At 65.1% G+C, this 19010-nt stretch carries 18 protein-coding genes; 8 read left to right on the top strand and 10 right to left on the bottom strand.

Translation table 11 applies throughout. The features are described from left to right. Nucleotides 1-5: 5 nt before the first annotated feature. Nucleotides 6-263 carry a hypothetical protein gene (locus NLM25_RS06025; protein WP_254116052.1) on the bottom strand — a complete coding sequence of 86 codons (258 nt, stop codon included), beginning with the start codon at nt 261-263 and terminating at the stop codon, nt 6-8. A gap of 154 nt (nt 264-417) precedes the next feature. On the opposite strand from NLM25_RS06025, the gene NLM25_RS06020 reads away from it, so the two are divergent. Then, on the top strand, nt 418-1914 hold the full coding sequence (locus NLM25_RS06020) for a diguanylate cyclase (protein ID WP_254136397.1): 1497 nt from the start codon (nt 418-420) through the stop codon (nt 1912-1914). Nucleotides 1915-2079: 165 nt separating this feature from the next. On the opposite strand, the gene galU is transcribed toward NLM25_RS06020, so the two are convergent. Further along, the gene (gene galU / locus NLM25_RS06015) at nt 2080-2955 is read right to left on the bottom strand and encodes a UTP--glucose-1-phosphate uridylyltransferase GalU (protein WP_254136396.1); all 876 of its coding nucleotides are present in this window, start codon (nt 2953-2955) and stop codon (nt 2080-2082) included. A 194-nt stretch (nt 2956-3149) separates the two neighbouring features. Between galU and NLM25_RS06010 the strand changes: the two genes are divergently transcribed. Both NLM25_RS06010 and NLM25_RS06005 read left to right on the top strand, forming a co-directional pair. Continuing rightward, on the top strand, nt 3150-4547 hold the full coding sequence (locus tag NLM25_RS06010) for a lytic murein transglycosylase (protein ID WP_254136395.1): 1398 nt from the start codon (nt 3150-3152) through the stop codon (nt 4545-4547). Nucleotides 4548-4717: 170 nt separating this feature from the next. Next, the gene (locus tag NLM25_RS06005) at nt 4718-6424 is read left to right on the top strand and encodes an SGNH family hydrolase (RefSeq protein WP_254136394.1); all 1707 of its coding nucleotides are present in this window, start codon (nt 4718-4720) and stop codon (nt 6422-6424) included. 122 nt (nt 6425-6546) lie between these two features. Here the strand turns inward: NLM25_RS06005 and NLM25_RS06000 are convergent, their stop codons facing one another. Both NLM25_RS06000 and NLM25_RS05995 read right to left on the bottom strand, forming a co-directional pair. Beyond that, complete coding sequence (locus NLM25_RS06000; protein ID WP_254136393.1) at nt 6547-6924, bottom strand: CsbD family protein; 378 nt, start codon at nt 6922-6924, stop codon at nt 6547-6549. Between the two features lie 161 nt (nt 6925-7085). Beyond that, nucleotides 7086-7823, bottom strand: coding sequence for an SDR family NAD(P)-dependent oxidoreductase (locus tag NLM25_RS05995; RefSeq protein WP_254136392.1), 738 nt, complete (start codon nt 7821-7823; stop codon nt 7086-7088). Nucleotides 7824-7922: 99 nt separating this feature from the next. On the opposite strand from NLM25_RS05995, the gene NLM25_RS05990 reads away from it, so the two are divergent. Together NLM25_RS05990 and NLM25_RS05985 are read left to right on the top strand one after the other, a co-directional pair. Further along, nucleotides 7923-8702 (top strand): SDR family NAD(P)-dependent oxidoreductase, encoded by a 780-nt coding sequence (locus NLM25_RS05990; protein WP_254136391.1) that lies wholly within the window; start codon nt 7923-7925, stop codon nt 8700-8702. 197 nt (nt 8703-8899) lie between these two features. Further along, entirely contained in the window at nt 8900-9787 is an 888-nt protein-coding gene (locus NLM25_RS05985) for a TauD/TfdA family dioxygenase (protein WP_254136390.1), read from the top strand. Between the two features lie 219 nt (nt 9788-10006). Here NLM25_RS05985 and NLM25_RS05980 read toward each other — a convergent pair whose 3' ends face one another. Continuing rightward, a complete protein-coding gene (locus tag NLM25_RS05980) occupies nt 10007-10651 on the bottom strand; it encodes a YqgE/AlgH family protein (RefSeq protein WP_254116043.1) in 645 nt (214 codons plus the stop codon). A 142-nt stretch (nt 10652-10793) separates the two neighbouring features. Between NLM25_RS05980 and NLM25_RS05975 the strand changes: the two genes are divergently transcribed. The 3 genes from NLM25_RS05975 to NLM25_RS05965 all read left to right on the top strand — a co-directional run bounded on the left by NLM25_RS05975 (nt 10794) and on the right by NLM25_RS05965 (nt 14297). Continuing rightward, entirely contained in the window at nt 10794-11633 is an 840-nt protein-coding gene (locus NLM25_RS05975) for a protein-disulfide reductase DsbD domain-containing protein (protein WP_254116042.1), read from the top strand. Nucleotides 11634-11913: 280 nt separating this feature from the next. Continuing rightward, on the top strand, nt 11914-13281 hold the full coding sequence (locus tag NLM25_RS05970) for a flippase (protein ID WP_375167808.1): 1368 nt from the start codon (nt 11914-11916) through the stop codon (nt 13279-13281). A gap of 191 nt (nt 13282-13472) precedes the next feature. After that, the gene (locus tag NLM25_RS05965) at nt 13473-14297 is read left to right on the top strand and encodes a sulfite exporter TauE/SafE family protein (RefSeq protein ID WP_254116041.1); all 825 of its coding nucleotides are present in this window, start codon (nt 13473-13475) and stop codon (nt 14295-14297) included. A gap of 136 nt (nt 14298-14433) precedes the next feature. On the opposite strand, the gene NLM25_RS05960 is transcribed toward NLM25_RS05965, so the two are convergent. The 5 genes from NLM25_RS05960 to cysW all read right to left on the bottom strand — a co-directional run bounded on the left by NLM25_RS05960 (nt 14434) and on the right by cysW (nt 19010). Next, the gene (locus tag NLM25_RS05960) at nt 14434-15222 is read right to left on the bottom strand and encodes a 3-hydroxybutyrate dehydrogenase (protein WP_254136388.1); all 789 of its coding nucleotides are present in this window, start codon (nt 15220-15222) and stop codon (nt 14434-14436) included. A 1-nt stretch (nt 15223) separates the two neighbouring features. Continuing rightward, nucleotides 15224-16399 (bottom strand): patatin-like phospholipase family protein, encoded by a 1176-nt coding sequence (locus NLM25_RS05955; RefSeq protein WP_254136387.1) that lies wholly within the window; start codon nt 16397-16399, stop codon nt 15224-15226. A gap of 78 nt (nt 16400-16477) precedes the next feature. Next, on the bottom strand, nt 16478-16981 hold the full coding sequence (locus NLM25_RS05950; RefSeq protein WP_254136386.1) for a CAP domain-containing protein: 504 nt from the start codon (nt 16979-16981) through the stop codon (nt 16478-16480). Nucleotides 16982-17071: 90 nt separating this feature from the next. Beyond that, nucleotides 17072-18109, bottom strand: a complete 1038-nt coding sequence (locus NLM25_RS05945; RefSeq protein ID WP_254136385.1) for a sulfate/molybdate ABC transporter ATP-binding protein — start codon at nt 18107-18109, stop codon at nt 17072-17074. Beyond that, nucleotides 18099-19010, bottom strand: a complete 912-nt coding sequence (gene cysW, locus NLM25_RS05940) for a sulfate ABC transporter permease subunit CysW (RefSeq protein ID WP_254136384.1) — start codon at nt 19008-19010, stop codon at nt 18099-18101. The genes NLM25_RS05945 and cysW overlap by 11 nt, the downstream gene beginning before the upstream one ends.

The following is a 19010-nucleotide window of genomic DNA, read 5'->3' as shown; positions in this document are numbered from 1 at the left end:
CGCCCTCACCGCTTCGTCTTCATCTTCGTGAACCGCACGCTTTGGCCATCCGGCATCCGCACCGCCTTGAAGCCCGCGGCGAGGCAGGCTTCGCGCTGCGGCATCTGGATGTCGGGGCTGCGCAGGCTGTCCCACCACGAGGCACGGTTCGCCGCGCGCGGCAGGGCCGCGCCGATGATCTCCTCGATCTGCTCGAAGCTCAGCACGAATTCCGCCTGCTTGTGCCGCATCAGATAATCGCGCAACGCGTCGTAATCGTTCACAGTCGTCCTCTCGTCCGAAGTCCAGATCCGCGCAATGAGATCTGCTCAAAAACGCTAGCTGCTTAAACCAGTTCTTAACTCATTGCAGCACCGCCGTCCCGGCTTAAACACTGGGCAATCATTCGGGTGCATCCACTAAGGTCGGGAGCAAGCGATGTCGTCTGGATGGCGCGAAGCCATGGCCCGCCGGCCGTGGCGCATTTCGGCGAAGCTGCTGATCATATCGTCCGTCGTGACGGTGATCGGCTTTTCCGCCATTTGCGTCAACGTCATGCTCGACATGCGCCGCGGCGAGGAGGCCCTCGCACGCCAGACGCTGGAAAATCTGGCCACCTCCATCGAGGCGGATATCAGCCGCAACATCGAGATCTACGATCTCGCCCTGAAGGCGGTCGCCAGCAACATGCTGCTGCCGGAGATCAACACGGTCTCGAAGCCGATCCGTCACCTGATCCTGTTCGATCATGCGATCACGGCGAGGCATTTCGGCGCCGTCCAGGTGTTCGATGCGGAGGGCAGGCTGACCATCGACGCCTCCACGCTCGATCCCCTGCCGGAGAACCGGGGCGAGGAGGATTACTTCAGGGTTCATCGCGAGAATCCCGGCGCCGGCCTCTTCATCAGCCGCCCGATGCTGTTCCGCGGCGCCTATTCCATCGTGCTGAGCCGGCGCATCAGCGACACCGACGGCGGCTTCATGGGGATCGTCGCCGGCTCGATCCGCTTCAGCTATTTCCACGAATTGTTCGAGCGCCTGAACCTCGATCCCGACGACACCATCACCGTGCTCAAGCGCGACCGCACCATCATGATGCGGCGGCCGTTCGACCTCGACGTCATCGGCAAGAATCTCGGGACGCAGCAGAGTTGGAAGGCCGACAATCTCAAGGCCGGCGGGTCCTATGCGGGCCAGGGCCCGGTGGACACGACGCCGCGCCTCTACGTCCGCAGCACCGGCCCGGGTCCGCTGTTCGTGGTGGCAGGCAAGCCGCTGGCCGCCGTGTTCGAGCTCTGGCAGAAGGAAGCCTACCGCATCGGCGCCGTGGTGCTGGCGCTCATCCTGTTCATGCTGGCCTCGACGCTGGTGCTCGCCCGCGAGATCCGCCGGCGCGCGGAGGCCGAGCGCAAGCTCGAGGAGATGGCGACGACGGACGCGCTCACCGGCCTGAAGAACCGCCGCAAGTTCGATCAATTGATCGACATCGAGTGGCGGCGCGCGATACGCCAGAAGACGCCGGTCGCGCTGCTGATGATCGATGCCGATCACTTCAAGGCCTACAACGACACCTTCGGCCACCAGGCCGGCGACCAGGTGCTGGTCGGCATCGCCATCTGCATCTCCGATTCGGTGAGCCGCGCCGGCGATTGCGCCGCGCGCTATGGCGGCGAGGAATTCGCGGTGCTGCTGCCGAACACCTCGGCCGCCGAGGCCCTCAATGTCGCCGAGACGATCCGCGGCAAGGTGCAGGGCTGGTCCGACGATCAGGCAACGTCGACGGTCTCGTGCGGCATCGCGAGCCTCGTTCCCACCACCGGCATGGACTGGCCGATCCTGGTCGAAGCTGCCGACAAGGCGCTCTATGCGGCGAAAGCCGGCGGCCGCAACCAGTCCGTGGTCGCGAGCCTGCCGAAGTTGTCGCTGGTGGCGTGAGGCTGCTCGGTGTCGTCCCGGCGAACGCCGGGACCCATAACCACAGGGAGCGATTTGGCGAAGGCTCGTCGTTCGGTACTTCTGCCTAACGCGATCGATAGATCACGCGGTATGGGTCCCCGCGCCCGTGCGCAATTGCGCACTAGGCAGGGACGACAGTGACGCTTACTGCCCCAGATACTTCTTCATCTCCGCGATCAAGCCGTCACGCAGCTCCGGCCGCTTCAGGCCGTAGGCGATGTTGGCGCGGAGGAAGCCGGGCTTGGAGCCGCAATCATGGCGCTCGCCCTCGAACTCGACGCCGTAGAATTTCTGCGACTTGGCGAGGCCGATCATCGCGTCGGTGAGCTGGATCTCGCCGCCGGCGCCGCGCTCCTGGGTCTCCAGAATCTTGAAGATCTCCGGCTGCAGGATGTAGCGGCCGGTGATGGAGAGATTGGAGGGCGCGGTGCCCTTGGCCGGCTTCTCGACCATGCCGTCGACCTCGAACATCTTGCCGGTGCGCTTGCCGACGCCGCAGATGCCGTATTGATGGGTGAGATGGTCAGGCACGGCCTCGACCGCGATGACGTTGGATTTTTCGCCGAGCGATGACGCCGTCTCGATCATCTGCTTCAGGCAGCCGGTGGTGTTGAGCACGAGCTCGTCGGGCAGCACGACCGCGAACGGCTCGTCGCCGACGATGTCGCGCGCGCACCAGACCGCGTGGCCAAGGCCAAGCGGCGCCTGCTGGCGGGTGAAGCTGACGGCGCCGGCTTCCGGCTGGTTCTGCGCCAAAATGTCCTGCTCGGCTTTCTTGCCGCGCGCGGCCAGCGTGGAGTCGAGCTCGAACATCTTGTCGAAATGATCTTCGATGACGTTTTTGTTGCGGCCGGTGACGAAGATGAAATGCTCGATGCCGGCTTCGCGCGCCTCGTCATAGACGTACTGGATCAGCGGCTTGTCGACGATGGTCAGCATTTCCTTCGGCATCGCCTTGGTGGCGGGCAGGACGCGGGTGCCGAGGCCGGCGACGGGGAATACGGCTTTGCGAATTTTCATGGGATCGATCGAATACCTGAGGAAGGGAGCAATGCTATCTTGCTAGCCTGTTTGCAGCCGCTAACAAAGGCGGATGTGGGGCCTCGCGATCACTGAGTTGAGAAAAAGGCCGACACCAAAATTTCACCTTTGTTAAGCTATTGGCAACCGGTACCGCGCCTCCTGAAGGCGGATTTCGGCCGGACGGGTGAGGTATGATGCAATCGGTGGCAGCGCTGGCGAAACGTGCTGGATTTGTGACCAACGCAACAATGATTGCGGCCGCCTTGCTGCTGCCCGTCAGCGCGCATGCGCAGGCGCAGAACGGCCTGTCGAACCTGTTCGGCGGCATTTTCTCCGGCTCGAATCCGGCGCCGTCGCAAGCCCCGCCCGGCCCCGCCGGCGCCCAGACTGGACCTCAACCTTGGAGCGGCGAGGACGGCGCCTCCGGCCATCCGCTGATGACGGCAGCCGCGATCCGCGAGGCCGCGGGCAACTTCAACAATTGCGTCGCGGGGATGTGGCCCGATGCCGCACGCCGCAACATCACGCAGGAAAATTTCCAGCGCTTCACGGCCGGGCTCTCGCCTGACCTGCGCATCATGGACCTGATGGATTCGCAGCCGGAGTTCACCAAGTCGATCTGGGACTATCTCGACATCCTCGTGAACGACAACCGTCTTGCCAAGGGCCGCGAGGTGCTCGCCAAATACAAGGCGCAGTTCGAGGCCACCGAAAAGGCCACCGGCGTCGACCGCTACATCATCGCCTCGATCTGGGGCATCGAGTCCAATTACTCGACGCAGATGGGCGACCGCAGCGTGCTGCAATCGACCGCGACGCTGGCCTGCATCGGCCGCCGCCAGGCCTATTTCAAGGACGAATTCCTCTCCGCGCTGGAGATCCTCAATCGCGGCGATCTGCGCCCGGAGCAGATGCGCGGCTCCTGGGCCGGCGCCTTCGGTCCGACCCAGTTCATGCCGACCGCGTTCAAGCGCTTTGCCGTGGACGGCGATGGCGACGGACGGCGCGACGTCGTCGACAATCCCACCGACCTGATCGCCTCGACCGCCAACAATCTGAAGAAGGACGGCTGGCAGGCCGGCCAGACCTGGGGCTACGAGGTCGTGGTGCCCCAGGGCTTCAACTACATGCTGGCCGACCGCGCCAAGGCGATGACGATGGCGCAATGGGAGAAGCTCGGGCTCAAGCGCCCGGCCAACCAGCCCTTCCCGCATCCAGCCGAGAAAGCCTACCTGCTGGCGCCGGCCGGCGCGCAGGGGCCGGGCTTCCTGATGCTGCAGAATTACCGGGTCATCATGAAGTACAACCCGGCCGAGGCTTATGCGCTGGCGATCGGCCATTTTGCCGACCGCCTGCGCGGCGGGGCGCCCTTCGTGCAGCCCTGGCCGCGACAGGAGCGCGAGCTGTCCCGTACCGAGCGGCTGGAACTCCAGCAGCTGCTGGCCCAGCGCGGCTTCTACAAGGGCACCCCGGACGGCCAATTCGGCGGCCAGACCCGGGAGGCGCTGCGCAACTTCCAGGTCTCGATCGGGGTCCCCGCCGACGGATTTGCCTCCTCGGACGTGCTGGACCAGCTCCGTAAGCGGTAAAATCGCGCCGAAAGTAACCCTGAACAGGGATTTCGCCCGGTCGTCTTGACGGGGAAGGCTGTTCCCCGGTGTATGGCAGAAGAATCTGCAAAGAGAATCTGCCCGTTTGGCGCCTGATTCCGTTATTATATCGAACCACTTCCGATCCCATTGCGCGTGCCCGAGATCGCATGTCGAAGCCAAAGTCCTTCTTCAAGGCGCTGACCGAGACCGGCCCGTTGATCGCGCTGGGGACGGCGCTTGCGATTTTGGTCTCGGTCGCGGGACCCGCCTCGGCGCAGTTCTTCAACTTCCCCGGCTTCGGCGGCCCGCCGCAGCGCCAGGCACCGCCGCCCCGCAACGGCGGAGGCGGTGGATGGTTCGGCGGCGACTTCTTTGCGCCGTTCCAACAGCAACAGCAGCAGCAGGCGCCGCGCCAGGACTTTTCGCGCGCGCCGGCGCCGGCCAAGCGTGACACTGTCGCCGACAAGAACGTGCTGGTGATCGGCGACGGCATGGCCGACTGGCTCGCCTATGGCCTGGAGGACGCCTACAGCGAGCAGCCCGACATGGGCGTGATCCGCAAGCACAAGACTACGTCCGGCCTGATCAAGTACCAGCCGCGCGGCGAGCCCTCGGACTGGGCGGCTGCTGCGAAGGGTATCCTCGAGACCGAGAAGCCTGACGTCATCGTCGTCATGCTCGGCCTCAATGACCGCGTCGCGATCCGCGAGGCGGCGCCCGACAAGCCTTCCGACAAGGACAAGAAGAACGACAAGGGCGCGCGCGCCAAGCAGCCCGCCAAGCCCGGCGACGCAAAGCCCAACGACACCGCCGCCACCAAGCCGGACGACAAGCCCGTTGACGCCGACCTGCCGCAGGACGACGCCGACAACGCCGACACACCGGCGGCCGCAGCGCCCGAGAAGACCGCGCGCAACCCGAACGGCCTCTACGAATTCCGCGACGAGCGCTGGGTTGAGCTCTACGGCAAGAAGATCGAGGAGCTGGCGGGCGTCCTCAAGGCCAAGGGCGTGCCGGTGCTCTGGGTCGGCCTGCCCGCGATCCGCGGCCCGAAGGGTACGGCGGACATGCTGTTCCTGGATTCGCTCTACCGCGAAGGCGCGGGCAAGGCCGGCATCACCTATGTCGATGTCTGGGACGGCTTTGTCGACGAAGCCGGCCGCTTCCTCCAGAAGGGTCCGGACTTCGAAGGCCAGATCCGTCAGCTCCGCAGCTATGACGGCGTCTATTTCACGAAACCCGGCGCACGCAAGCTCGCCCACTATGTCGAGCGCGAGATCACGCGCCTGCTCGCCGGACGCTCCGGCCCGATCGCGCTGCCGAGCGAGCCTGCGACCCCCGACACCAGCGCCGAGCCCGGCAAGCCCGCGCCGCGGCCGCTGGCGGGACCGATCGTGCCGCTGGTTGCGGCCTCGATCTCGACCGATCAATTGCTGGGCGGCCCAGGCACGCGTCCGGCCGCAGTCGATGCGCTGGCCGCGAAGACCATGGTGAAGGGTGAGCCGCTGGCCGCGCCCGCCGGCCGTGCCGATGACTATGCCTGGCCGCGCCGCGAAGTCGGCCGCGAGCAGGCCAAGGGCGATACGCCTGTTGCGGCGACGACGCCCGACGGCAGCAATCCGAATTCATCAGGCACGCCGGGTGCGGCCGCTGCGATCGCGCCGCCAAAGCTTGCGCCAAAGAAGCCGCCGGCGCAGCCACAGCAGCCGCAGCAACCGGCGCAGGCTTCGCCGTCATTCCGCGATTTCTTCAGCTTCGGCTCTCCGCAGCCGCCGCCGCGTCAGTTGGCGCCGGCACCGCGCAATCCGAATCCTAATCCCGCGATCCCGCGCCCGCCTGGGAATGTCGGGCGTTCGGCGGAGATGTTCCGGTAATTTGCTGAGTTGTGGTCTCGTGTCCCGAATGCGCAGCAGCGTGTAACGCTGCTGCGCATCACCTGGGCCGTATTCCCTGGGCCGCATTGCGTCCCGGGCACGAGAGTTCGGGGCTTTGGTGACTAGCCGTAGTAACGCCAGCGCGACGGCGGAGGACGACGCGCGGGGCGCGACATCAGGAGCGCGAGCGCGAAGCCGATGCCGCCGGCGACCAGCAGTGCGCCGAGCGGATTGTCCTGCACCTTCTTCGAAATCGCCTGCGTGCCGTCGCGAAGCGTGTCGCCGCTGTTGTCATAGGCGTCCTTGGCGTAGCTTGCCGCGGTGTCCGTCGCGTCACGCACGGCGTCCTTGGCCTGGCCGTAGAGATTCTGCACGGTGCCGGCGGCTTCCCGCGCCTTGCCCGACGCCTGTGTCTGGGCATCGCCGGCGAGATCACCGACGGCGCCTTCCGCGCGTCCAGCGAATTCCTTGGCCGATCCGACAATCCGATCCTTATCCATGATGCTCCTCCTCGGGGGTCTGCCCAAGTAACCGATCAGGAGCAACGCAGTTCCAATCCAGTGAGAAAGTGTAGAAGGCGTAGCCCGGATGAGCGAAGCGACATCCGGGACTTTGCTTGCACCGCTCCCGGGTATCGCTGCGCTCACCCGGGCTACAAGACCTACAAGATCAGCCCGCCATCGACGACCAGCGTCTGGCCGATGATGTAGGAGGACAGCGGAGAGGCCAGGAACAGCGCCGCGCCCGCCATGTCAGCCGGCGTGCCCAATCGCCGCAGCGGAATGCGCGACAATGCACCTTCGAGCCGCTTGGGATTGTCGGTGGTCACCTTCGTCATCTTGGTGTCGACGAGGCCGGGCGCGATACCGTTGACGCGGATGCCGTCCTCGGCCCAGGCCTCACCCAGCGTCCGCGTCAATCCGACCGCGCCGGTCTTCGAGGCGTTGTAGGCGGGATTGCCCATGGTCGAATGATAGGCTGCGGTCGAGGACACCATGATCAGCGCGCCCTTGGCATCGCGCAACATGGAATGAAACCGCGTCGCGCAGGCCATCAGGCTCATCAGATTGACTTCGACGACCTTGCGGAAGCCGGCCATCTCGAACTCGCCGCGGCGATAGAGCACCGCGCCCTGCGCGAGCACCAGGATGTCGAGCCGGTCGAACGACGGTTTGAAAGCTTCGATCGCGCCTGCGTTGCTGACATCGAGCTGCGCATAGGACAGCCCTGTGAGATCGGAGCCTTCCTCCGCCGAATATTCCGTTGCGTGAGCACGCGTGCCGCAAACCGCAACATGCGCGCCCCTCGCACGAAATGCTTGCGCGATGCCGTTGCCGATGCCGCTGGAACCGCCGACGACCAGCACCTGCCTGCCTGAGAAATCCAGCTCGTTCGCCATCGCGGCCTCCCCATTTGTTTTGCTTGTTTGACCTGTCTGCGGATCGATGCGAGCCTTGTCAATCGCATAACAACAAACAAGACGCCGCGAGGAAACAGCATGTCCGACTTCAAGCAGCTCAGCCGGTCCGTGAAGGGCCTGACCGTTCTCGTTACCGGCGCAGCAAGCGGCATGGGGCGCGCCACCGCACGCGTGTTCGCAGCCGAAGGCGCGAACGTCGCCGTCACTGATTTTGACGAGCAAGGCGCGCAAGCAGTCACAAAGGAAGTCGCGGCGAGCGGCGGTTCAGCGAAGGCGTGGAAGCTCGATGTCGCCGACGGCGGCGAGATCAAGCGCGTGGTTGCCGATGTCGCCGCGCATTTCGGCGGGCTCGATATCGTCGTCAACAATGCCGGCATCTCCGTGCGCGTCGCGATCGACGACGAGACCTATGAGGACGCCTGGGCCAAGGGCATCGCGGTGATGCTGACGGCGCATCCGCGCATCATCCGCGCCGCACTGCCGCACCTGCGCAAGTCGAAGAGCCCGCGCATCGTCAACATCGCCTCGACCGAGGCGCTCGGCGCCACCGCATTGCACAGCCCCTATTCGGCCGCGAAGGGCGGCGTCGCCAGCCTCACGCGTTCGCTCGCCGTCGAGCTCGGCCGCGAGGGCATCACCGTCAACTGCATCTGCCCGGGACCGATCCGCACCGCGATTACCGACCGTATCTCCGAGGAGCGCAAGACCATCTATGCCAAGCGCCGCACGGCCCTCGGCCGCTACGGCGACCCTGAAGAGGTCGCGCATATGACGCTGAGCCTTTGCCTGCCGGCCGCATCCTTCCTCACCGGCGCGGTGATCCCGGTCGACGGCGGCCTGATGGCGAGGAACGCGTAGGAGTTGAGGGGTGTAGCCCGGATGAGCGAAGCGACATCCGGGAAGGTCCTTCCGCGAGGTGAGAGCCCCGGATGTCGCTTCGCTCATCCGGGCTACGGGCTGCCATGCGCGGCGAGCGTTGACAACGGCGGGTGCGAGAGTAACTTTTTTCACCAGCAGAGCGGGACCAACCGCTCGCGGTTCGCGGGAGAAACGCCATGACGATCGCCATCCGGCAGCTTCAGAAGCATTTTGTCGGCGAGGTTTCGGGCCTCGATCTGCGAAAGCCTCTTACACCGGATGAGGCGCGCGAGGTCGAGGCTGCCATGGACAAGTATGCGGTGCTGGTCTTCCACGACCAGGACATCACCGACGAACAGCAGATGGCCTTCGCGCTGAATTTCGGCCAGCGCGAGGACGCGCGCGGCGGCACCGTGACCAAGGAGAAGGACTACCGGCTCCAGTCGGGCCTGAACGACGTCTCCAATCTCGGCAAGGACGGCAAGCCGCTGGCGAAGGACAGCCGCGCGCACCTGTTCAATCTCGGCAACTGCCTGTGGCATTCCGACAGCTCGTTTCGCCCGATCCCGGCGAAATTCTCGCTGCTGTCGGCACGGGTGGTGAACCCGAAGGGCGGCAACACCGAATTCGCCGACATGCGCGCAGCCTATGACGCGCTCGACGACGACACCAAGGCGGAGATCGAGGATCTCGTCTGCGAGCACTCGCTGATGTATTCGCGGGGATCGCTCGGCTTCACCGACTACACCGACGACGAAAAGGAGATGTTCAAGCCGGTGCTGCAACGCCTGGTGCGCACCCATCCCGTCCATCGCCGCAAGTCGCTGTATCTGTCATCGCACGCCGGCAAGATCGTCAGCATGAGCGTGCCGGAGGGCCGGCTGTTGCTGCGCGATCTCAACGAGCACGCGACCAACGCGGAGTTCGTCTACGTCCACAAATGGAAGCTGCATGATCTCGTGATGTGGGACAACCGCCAGACCATGCATCGCGTTCGCCGCTACGACCAGTCCCAGCCCCGCGACATGCGCAGGGCGACGGTGGCGGGCACGGAGCCGACGGTGCAGCAGCAGGCGGCGGAGTAGGCCGCGCGCCAACCTCCGCTGTCGTCCCGGACAAGCGAAGCGCAGATCCGGGACCCATAACCACAGGGAGTGGTTTGGCCAAGACTCGGAGTTATCAGCTAGCGCAACAACTTCTTCCTGGGGTTATGGGTCCCCGCGTTCGCGGGGACGACACCGAAGGTGGGACGCATGACAGCGGTGGTGGCGCGCAGCACTGTCGGAGCAGCTACCACATCAGGCCTACGCGTGCCCCGCCTCGTTCGAGAGCATGCCGGGATCGATGCCGATTTTTCGCAGCGCCCGGCCGTATTTCTCGTCGACGTCGTCGCCGAAGATCAAATCCGAATCCGCATCGCAATGCAGCCAGCCATTGCTCTGGATCTCGGTCTCGAGCTGGCCCGGCGCCCAGCCGGCATAGCCGAGCGCGAGGATGGCGTGCTTCGGGCCGGAGCCGTTGGCGATCGCCCGCAGGATGTCGACGGTCGCGGTGAGACAGACGCCGTCGTCGATCCGGAGCGTCGCGTTCTCGATGTAGAAATCGCTGGAATGCAGCACGAAGCCGCGGCCGGTGTCGACCGGCCCGCCGCGCAGCACCTTCATGCTTTCGGCGTTCTCCGGCAGCTTGATGTGCTCGCCCTTCTTGATGATGCCGAGTTGCTGCAAGAGCTCGGGGAAGTCGATGCTGCCGGCGGGATGATTGACGATGATGCCCATCGCGCCTTCGGCGGAATGCGCACAAAGATAGATCACCGAGCGCTCGAAGCGCTCATCACCCATCACGGGCATCGCGATCAGGAGCCGGCCGTCGAGATAACCGGCCGAACTGGGGAGCGCGGGGCCCGCGCTGCGGGTGCTTTCGCCCGTCCTTTTGCCTGTGGGAGCCATCGGTAAAGCACTCCGGTTTCAATTCCTATCCTGATGTCGGGCCGGGCCGCTGTCAAATCAAGGCTTGCCGGGACTTGATTCAAGTGCATCCATCACAAGCAATTCAATGGTTTGCCCCGGGGGGACCCTGTAAAGACGTGCCATGCTGACAAGAGTTCCCACGCGTGCGGCGATTGGCGTCGCGACAACCCTGTTTGCGTCGTCGCTGGCGCTCGCAGCCCGCGCCGACGACGCGTCGCCCTGGCAGCGCGACGGCCATTCCGCAGTGCGATTGCTGGCGGGATCGCGCAGCGGCGCTGTCCTGCTTGGCGGTATCGCCTTCCAGCTCCAGCAGGGGTGGAAGACCTATTGGCGCATCCCCGGCGATTCCGGCGTTCCGCCGCGGTTCGATTTCTCGAAATCGGACAATGTCGAAGCGGTGACGGTGATGTGGCCGGCGCCGCTGAAATTCGATGACGGCGCGGGCGGGCATTCGATCGGCTATCACGGCCAGATCGTGCTGCCGCTGCGCATCGTGGCCAAGGCGCCCGACAAGCCGGTGACGCTGCGCGCCGAGATCAACTACGCGGTGTGCGAGAAGCTCTGCATTCCAGTCGAGGCCAATGTCGAGCTCGGCTTCAACAACGTCGCCTCGACCGAGGACGCCAATCTGCGTACCGCGCTCGACACCGTGCCGAAGCCGGCTACGATCGGCGACCCCAATCCGCTGACCATCCGCGACGTCAAGCGTGACGGGCCCAAGAATGTGGTGGTCGACGTGGTCGTGCCTGACAGCCGCGACGTCAATTTATACGTGGAGGGGCCGACGCCCGATTGGGCGTTGCCGATTCCGGCGCCGGTCGAGCGCAGCCCTCCCGGCGTGAGGCGATTTTCCTTCGAGCTCGATGGACTGCCGCCGGGCGCCAAGCCCGACGGAGCGGCGTTGAAGTTCACGCTGGTCGCGCCCGAGAAGTCGTACGAGTTCAATACGAATCTGGAGTGAGCCCGGGCCACTCTCTGTTGTCGTCCCGGACAAGCGCGCCCTTGCGCGCGCCGTTCCGGGACCCATAACCACAGGATCGGTTTGGCGAAGACGCGGCGTTACCAGCTTGCGCAACAACTACTCCCTGGGGTTATGGGTCCCGGATCTGCGCTTCGCTTGTCCGGGACGACACCGAGTATGAAACACCCCCACCCAACCGAATCTTAACGAATGGTTGCTAATTCCCAGGCCTGCCGCCGCATGCGGGACGTCTGATACGGATGCCTGGGGACTCTTCGAATTGGCCGTGATGGATGCAGAACCCGCAACGACCGGACCTGCCGGCCTCATCGCGCGGCTGCGCGCCAAGTTGACGGGCGGGTCGAACGAAGCGTCGCTGACGCGGCGGCTGGCCGGCACCATCTTCATCATCCGGGTGATCAGCGCAGGCCTCGCCTATTTCTCGCAGGTCCTGCTCGCGCGCTGGATGGGCACGTCCGACTACGGCATCTATGTCTATGTCTGGACCTGGGTGCTGCTGCTCGGCAGCATGATGGATTTCGGCATCTCGGCCTCCGCGCAAAAAATCATTCCGGAGTACCGCACCAGCGGCGATCAGGCACTGCTGCGCGGATTTCTTTCCGGCAGCCGCTGGCTGGTCTTCGCCGTGTCCACCCTGGTGTCGCTGGGTCTTGCCAGCATCGTGAAACTGCTGTCGCCCTGGATCGATCCGGCCGAGGTGCTGCCGCTCTATATCGGCTGCATGACGCTGCCGGCCTTCGTCGTCGCCAACACCCAGGACGGCATCGCGCGCTCGCATGACTGGATGCAGCTCGGCCTGATGCCGCAATTCATCATCCGCCAGGCGCTGATCATCGGCATCACGGCCTGCGCCTTCCTGCTCGGCTATCATCTCGGCGCGGTCGCGGCGATGGTCGCGAGCGCCGGGGCAGTGTGGATCGCGATGACCGGGCAGATGGTGGTGCTGAACCGCAAGCTCGCCGATCACATCGAGCCGGGCCCCAAGGCCTACGACGTCAGCGGCTGGCTCGCCGTCTCGCTGCCGATCCTGCTGGTCGAGAGCTTCTACCTGCTGCTGTCCTACACCGACGTGCTGGTGCTGCAGCAGTTCCGCCCATCCGACGAGGTCGGCGTCTATTTCGCGGTGGTGAAGACGCTCGCCCTGGTCTCGTTCATCCACTACGCGATGTCGGCGACCACGGCGCATCGCTTCGCCGAATACAACGCAAGCGGCGACAAGGCGCGCCTGTCGGCCTATGTCGCCCATGCCATCAACTGGACGTTCTGGCCGTCGCTGGCAGCGACCATCGTGCTGCTTGCGCTGGGCAAGCCGCTGCTCTGGCTGTTCGGCCCGCAATTCACGGTCGGCTACGACATCATGTTCGTCGCCGCGATCGGCCTCGTGGTGCGCTCTGCGATCGGACCGGTCGAGCGGCTGCTCAACATGCTCGGCCAGCAGAAGATCTGCGCTCTCGCCTACGCGCTGGCCTTCGTGATGAACGTCGTGCTCTGCATCGCGCTGGTGCCGCGCTACGGCGGCCACGGCGCTGCGGCTGCAACCTCGATCTCGCTGACGTTCGAGACAGTGCTGCTGTTCTGGATCGTGCGGCAGCGGCTCGGCCTGCACGTGCTGGCGTTCGGCAAATAGGCGCTGCAACCCAGACCTGCTGGCTTGGAGAATGCCTATTTCGCACCTTACAAGGTGACGGCGCAAAACCCCTGTCCACCGCCAGCCCGCAGCAAGATTTTTCTTATTCAGCCCAAGCAGTTGCGCCACAGGGAAATTTTATTCTACGTCATATTGCCCAACCGACGAGATAAACCTAAGATTCCCCAGAGATGATCGATCCGCTCTATGTCGCCTCCGGATTTGGCGTCGGCCTGCTTGTCGGGATGACCGGCGTGGGCGGCGGCTCGTTGATGACGCCGCTGCTGATCCTGCTGTTCGGCGTCCATCCCGCCACCGCGGTCGGGACCGACCTGCTCTATGCCGCGGGTACCAAGGCCGGCGGCAGCGTGGTGCACGGCTTCTCACGCAGTGTGCACTGGCCGGCGGTGCTGCGGCTCGCCTGCGGCAGCATTCCCGCCAGCGCGGCGACGCTGTTCGTGCTGTGGAAGCTCGACCTCAGAAGCGATGCCGAGCGCAGCCTGGTCAACCTGGTGCTGTGCTTTGCACTGCTGCTGACCGCGATCTCGCTGATCTTCCGCAAGGCCATCATGGAGCGCTACCGCGGCAAGCTTGAACGTGTCGACGAGCGCACCACCGCGATCGCGACCGTCGTCACGGGCATCGTGCTCGGCGTGCTGGTGTCGATTTCGTCCGTCGGCGCCGGTGCTGTCGGCGTCACCGTGCTGCTGCTGCTCTACCCGCGCCTGCCGATGGCGACCATCGTCGGCTCCGACATCGCCCACGCGGTGCCGTTGACGCTGGTGGCCGGCATCGGGCACTGGGCGCTTGGCGATGTGGATTGGGCACTCATGGGCGTGCTGCTCATGGGCTCGCTGCCCGGCATCATCGTCGGCAGCTACAGTGCGACGCGCGTGCCGGAGACGGTGCTGCGGCTTACGCTGGCCAGCGTGCTGTTCGTGGTGGCCGGCAAGATCATGTTCGCGGAATTGAAACTGTCCTCGGCGTTCGTGACGGCTCTGGCCTGGACGCATTGAAACGGAAAACCCCGCTCCATTCCCGCGCTCATCGTAGGGTGGGCAAAGCGAGGCGTGCCCACCGTTTCTCCTCACTCGCGGAAGGATGGTGGGCACGGCGCTGACGCGCCTTTGCCCACCCTACGGCATCGAGCCCCTACTCCGCGGTCCAGCCGCCATCGATCGACAGGTTGGTGCCCGTGATCTGCGCGGCATCGTCGCCGCACAGGAACAGGGCGAGGGCTGCGACCTGCTCGGAGGTGACGAACTCCTTGGTCGGCTGCGCGTCGAGCAGCACGTCGTTGATGACCTGCTCGCGCGTGAGGCCGCGGGCCTTCATGGTGTCGGGGATCTGCTTCTCCACCAGCGGCGTCCAGACATAGCCGGGGCTGATGCAGTTGCAGGTGATCTTGTGGGTCGCGACCTCGAGCGCCACGGTCTTGGTCAGGCCGGCGATGCCGTGCTTGGCCGACACATAGGCGGACTTGAAGGGCGAGGCCACCAGCGAGTGCGCCGATGCCGTGTTGATGATCCGGCCCCAGCCCTTCTTCTTCATGCCGGGGACGGCGGCGCGGATGGCATGGAAGGCCGAGGACAGGTTGATCGCGATGATCTGGTCCCATTTCTCGACCGGGAATTCCTCGATCGGGGAGACGAACTGGATACCGGCATTGTTGACGAGGATGTCGACCGAACCGAAGCTCTTCTCTCCGAGAGCGATCATCCCGGCGATTTCCGCCGGCTTGGTCATGTCGGCCGGCGAATACACCGCTTTGACGCCGAAATCGGACTCGATCTTGGCACGCTCCTTCTCGATGTCCTCGGGCGAGCCGAAGCCGTTGATGACGACATTGGCGCCGGCGGCGGCGAAGGCGCGCGCATAGGCAAGCCCGATGCCGCTGGTCGAACCGGTTACGACGGCGTTCTTGCCTGACAGACTACCCATGTTATTCGCTCCTTTTTGGCGGGGGCGCGGTGACGTCCCCCGTGAGATCGTAGGTCACCATGGTCTCGCCGGACTGCGGCCGCTCGAGCCAGTCCTTGTGGCGCATCGACAGATGCACGTCGCGCACGCCGGCTTCCCAATGCTCGACCATGGCGACATGCGAGAAGTCGTAGTCCTTGGACGAGGATTCGTAGTTCTTGCTGCGATAGATCAGGTGCACCACGGTGACGGTGCTTTCGCGCGACACCTTCGCGAGGAATTCGACGGACGGGTCGTTCTTCAGATAGTCCGGCAATTTGCCGATCAGGTCGCGCACGGCGCGGCGGGCGTTGTGGATCTGCTTGTTCTTGTCGGTGTTCATCCGCGTGCGGCTGGAGAAGCGGATGTCCTTCTCGCGCTCGGTCGCCTCGAGCAGCGAATTCGGCAAATCGCCGCGGGCGCTGAACAGGTCGACCTGGAAGATCAGCATGTCGCGGTCGACCTCGGCATCGAGCACGTAATCGAGCGGCGTGTTGGAGGCGATGCCGCCGTCCCAGTAATGCTCGCCCTCGATCACGACGGACGGAAAGCCCGGCGGCAGCGCGCCGGAGGCCATGATGTGCTCGGGACCGATGGTCTTGCCGTGCTTCTTGAACTCGTAATTGTCGAAATATTTGAAATTGCCGGAGGTGACGCTGACGGCGCCGACCGACAGGCGCGTCTTGAGATCGTTGATGCGATCGAAATCGACCAGGCGCTCCAGCGTCTTCTTCAGCGGCGTGGTGTCGTAATAGCTCTCGGCCTGCGGGCTGCCGGGCGGCCAGAGCGGCGCGGGCGGGAGGCGCGGGGTGAAGAAGCCGGGCACGCCGAAGGTCGCGATCAGCGCGGCGCTGGTCGAATTGAACAGCTCGCGGCTGTGGTCGCTCTTGCCGATCGGCTTCCACGGCACCGGCGCCGACACCATCTCCCAGAATTCCTTGAGCCGCTTGACGCGGGTTTGTCCCTCGTTGCCGGCGATGATGGCGGCGTTGACCGCGCCGATCGAGATGCCGGCGACCCATTCCGGCTCGAAATCGAAATGGCACAGCGACTGATAGGCGCCGGCCTGATAGGAGCCGAGCGCGCCGCCGCCCTGGAGGACCAGGACGCGTTGCGCCTTCGCGGGGACGGTTGCGACTTCCGGGCTATGATCGGTCATGCGGGAACATTAGCAAAGGGCAGGCCACCGTGGCGACAGTCTGCCGCGGCGTCAATGCATCCCGGGATCAAGTCTGGCTTATCGGGGGTCGGTCGAGGCCAGGATCATGGTCCAGAACACCTTGTATTTGGTGCCTGGAGCATAGCCCGCCGCGATGCCCAATTTTGTGACACCGCTCTTGAGCATGTTGGCGCGGTGCGGAGGCGAGTCGCGCCAGCCGGAAAACGCTTCTGCCAGCGTATGATAGCCGGCCGAGACGTTCTCGACCGCCACCGTCGCCGGATAGCCGCCCGCGCTGAGGCGCTTGGCCAGCGGGGCGCGGACGTCATGGTCCATCTTGTTGGCCGCCGCCATGGCCTGGGACTGGGATTCGGCGAGCCGCATCAGATCGGGGTCGATCACGACGGTGCCGAGGGCGTTGTTCTGGCGGTATTGCGAGATCATGATCGCTGCCGCCTGCGCATCGAGCTTGGCGCCCGGGACCGACATGTCGGCATACATGGACGGCTGCTGGACCGGCGCTTCGTTGCCGGCGCAGCCGGCGAGAAGCAAAGTGATGAGTATTGCGGCCGCAGCGCGCATGAATCGGAGCCCCCAAAGGAAGGGCCGTTGTTGCATACCAACCGTGGCTGAAAGGTGAATTTTGAGGAAAATTCGACCCGTCGAGGCAGCTCAGGCGCCCGCAAATATCCGATAGCGGCGCGGTTCGAGGCCGATCGTGTCACCGGCGCGCAGTTCCCTGTCGCGAGGGGCGTCGATCTCGATGGTCTCGCCGCCGGAGAGTGCGACCTCGGCCCGCTGCACGGGACCGAAATTCCGGACGTGCTGCACGGCGCCCTCGAAGGCACCGCTGCCGGGCGGGCCGACCAGCATGTCATGTCGCCGCACGAACAGTTTTGACGCGCCAGGCGAAAGGCCGTCCGCCGCGAGCCGCAGCGGCCGGTCGCCGAGCCTGACAACGCCGCCTTCGACCTGGACCGGCAGCTCGATGGATTCGCCGATGAAGCCGTGGACGAAGGCGGTCGCGGGGCTCTCATAGACGTCGTCGGGCGAGCCGATCTGCTCGATCCTGCCCTTGTCCATCACCACGACGCGGTTGGCGACCTCAAGCGCCTCCTCCTGGTCGTGGGTGACGAAGATCGAGGTGACGTTGATCTCGTGATGCAGCGAGCGCAGCCATCTGCGCAATTCCTTGCGCACCTTGGCATCGAGCGCGCCGAAGGGCTCGTCGAGCAGCAGGATGCGCGGCTCGATCGCGAGCGCGCGGGCAAGCGCGATGCGCTGGCGCTGGCCGCCGGAGAGCTGGCTCGGATAGCGGTCGGCGAGCCAGTCGAGCTGGACGAGATCGAGCAGCTCCTTGACGCGCGCACGGATAGTCGCTTCGTCATTGCGGGCGGCGCGCGGCTGCACGCGCAGGCCGAAGGCGACGTTCTCGAACACCGTCATGTGGCGGAACAGTGCGTAGTGCTGGAACACGAAGCCGACGTTCCGTTCGCGCGCGCCCTGCGTCAGCGCGTCCTCGCCGTTGAAGGCCACGTCGCCGGAGTCGGGCCAGTCGAGGCCGGCGATGATCCGCAGCAGCGTGGTCTTGCCGGAGCCGGACGGTCCGAGCAGCGCCACCAGCTCGCCGTTGTCGACCTTGAGGTCGACGCCGTCGAGGGCTTTGAAGCTGCCGAATTTCTTGACGAGATTCCTGACTTCAATGGTCATTGACGTCTTGTCCTTCGTCGAGGTGACGTTCGAGAACGGTCTTTGCGATCAGCGTGATCAGCGCCAGCATCGCCAACAGCGAGGCGATCGCGAAGGCGGCGACGAACTGGTACTCGTTGTAGAGAATCTCGACCAGCAGCGGCATGGTGTTGGTCTCGCCGCGGATATGGCCCGATACGACCGACACCGCGCCGAACTCGCCCATCGCGCGCGCGTTGCAGAGCAGCACGCCGTAGAGCACGCCCCATTTGATGTTGGGCAGCGTGACGCGGAAGAAGGTCTGCAGGCCCGAGGCGCCGAGCGAGATCGCGGCCTCCTCCTCCTGCGTGCCCTGCTCCTGCATCAGGGGGATCAGCGCGCGCGCCACGAAGGGGAAGGTCACGAAGGTGGTGGCGAGCGCGATGCCGGGCACCGCGAACAGGATCTGGATGTCGTGATCCCTAAGCCAGCTGCCGAAATAGCCCTGCGCGCCAAACAGCAGCACGAAGACGAGGCCCGAGATCACCGGGCTCACCGAGAACGGCAGGTCGATCAGCGTGATCAGGAAGGTCTTGCCCGAAAAATCGAACTTGGCGATGGCCCAGGCCGCGACGAGGCCGAACACCAGATTGAGGCCGACCGAGATCAATGCGACCAGCAGCGTCAGCTTGATCGCAGCCAGCGCCTCCGGCTCGGCGAGCGCGGAAAGATAAGCGAGAATCCCCTTCGAGAACGCCTGCGCGAAAACGACGGCCAGCGGCAGCACGACGAAGACGGTGAGAAAGGTGACCGCCAGCGCGATGATGGTGATACGCACCGCGGGCGGCTCGGTGCGGAGGCTGTCGCGTGCCGCAGCGGCGTGCGCACGCGCGCGCGCGTCGGGCGAAGCCAGCGAGACGGAATCTGCGATCTGCAGCGTCAT

This window comes from Bradyrhizobium sp. CCGB01, assembly GCF_024199795.1.
In the GTDB taxonomy this organism is placed as follows: Bacteria; Pseudomonadota; Alphaproteobacteria; order Rhizobiales; family Xanthobacteraceae; genus Bradyrhizobium.
This window is presented reverse-complemented; position numbering and strand designations above follow the sequence as displayed.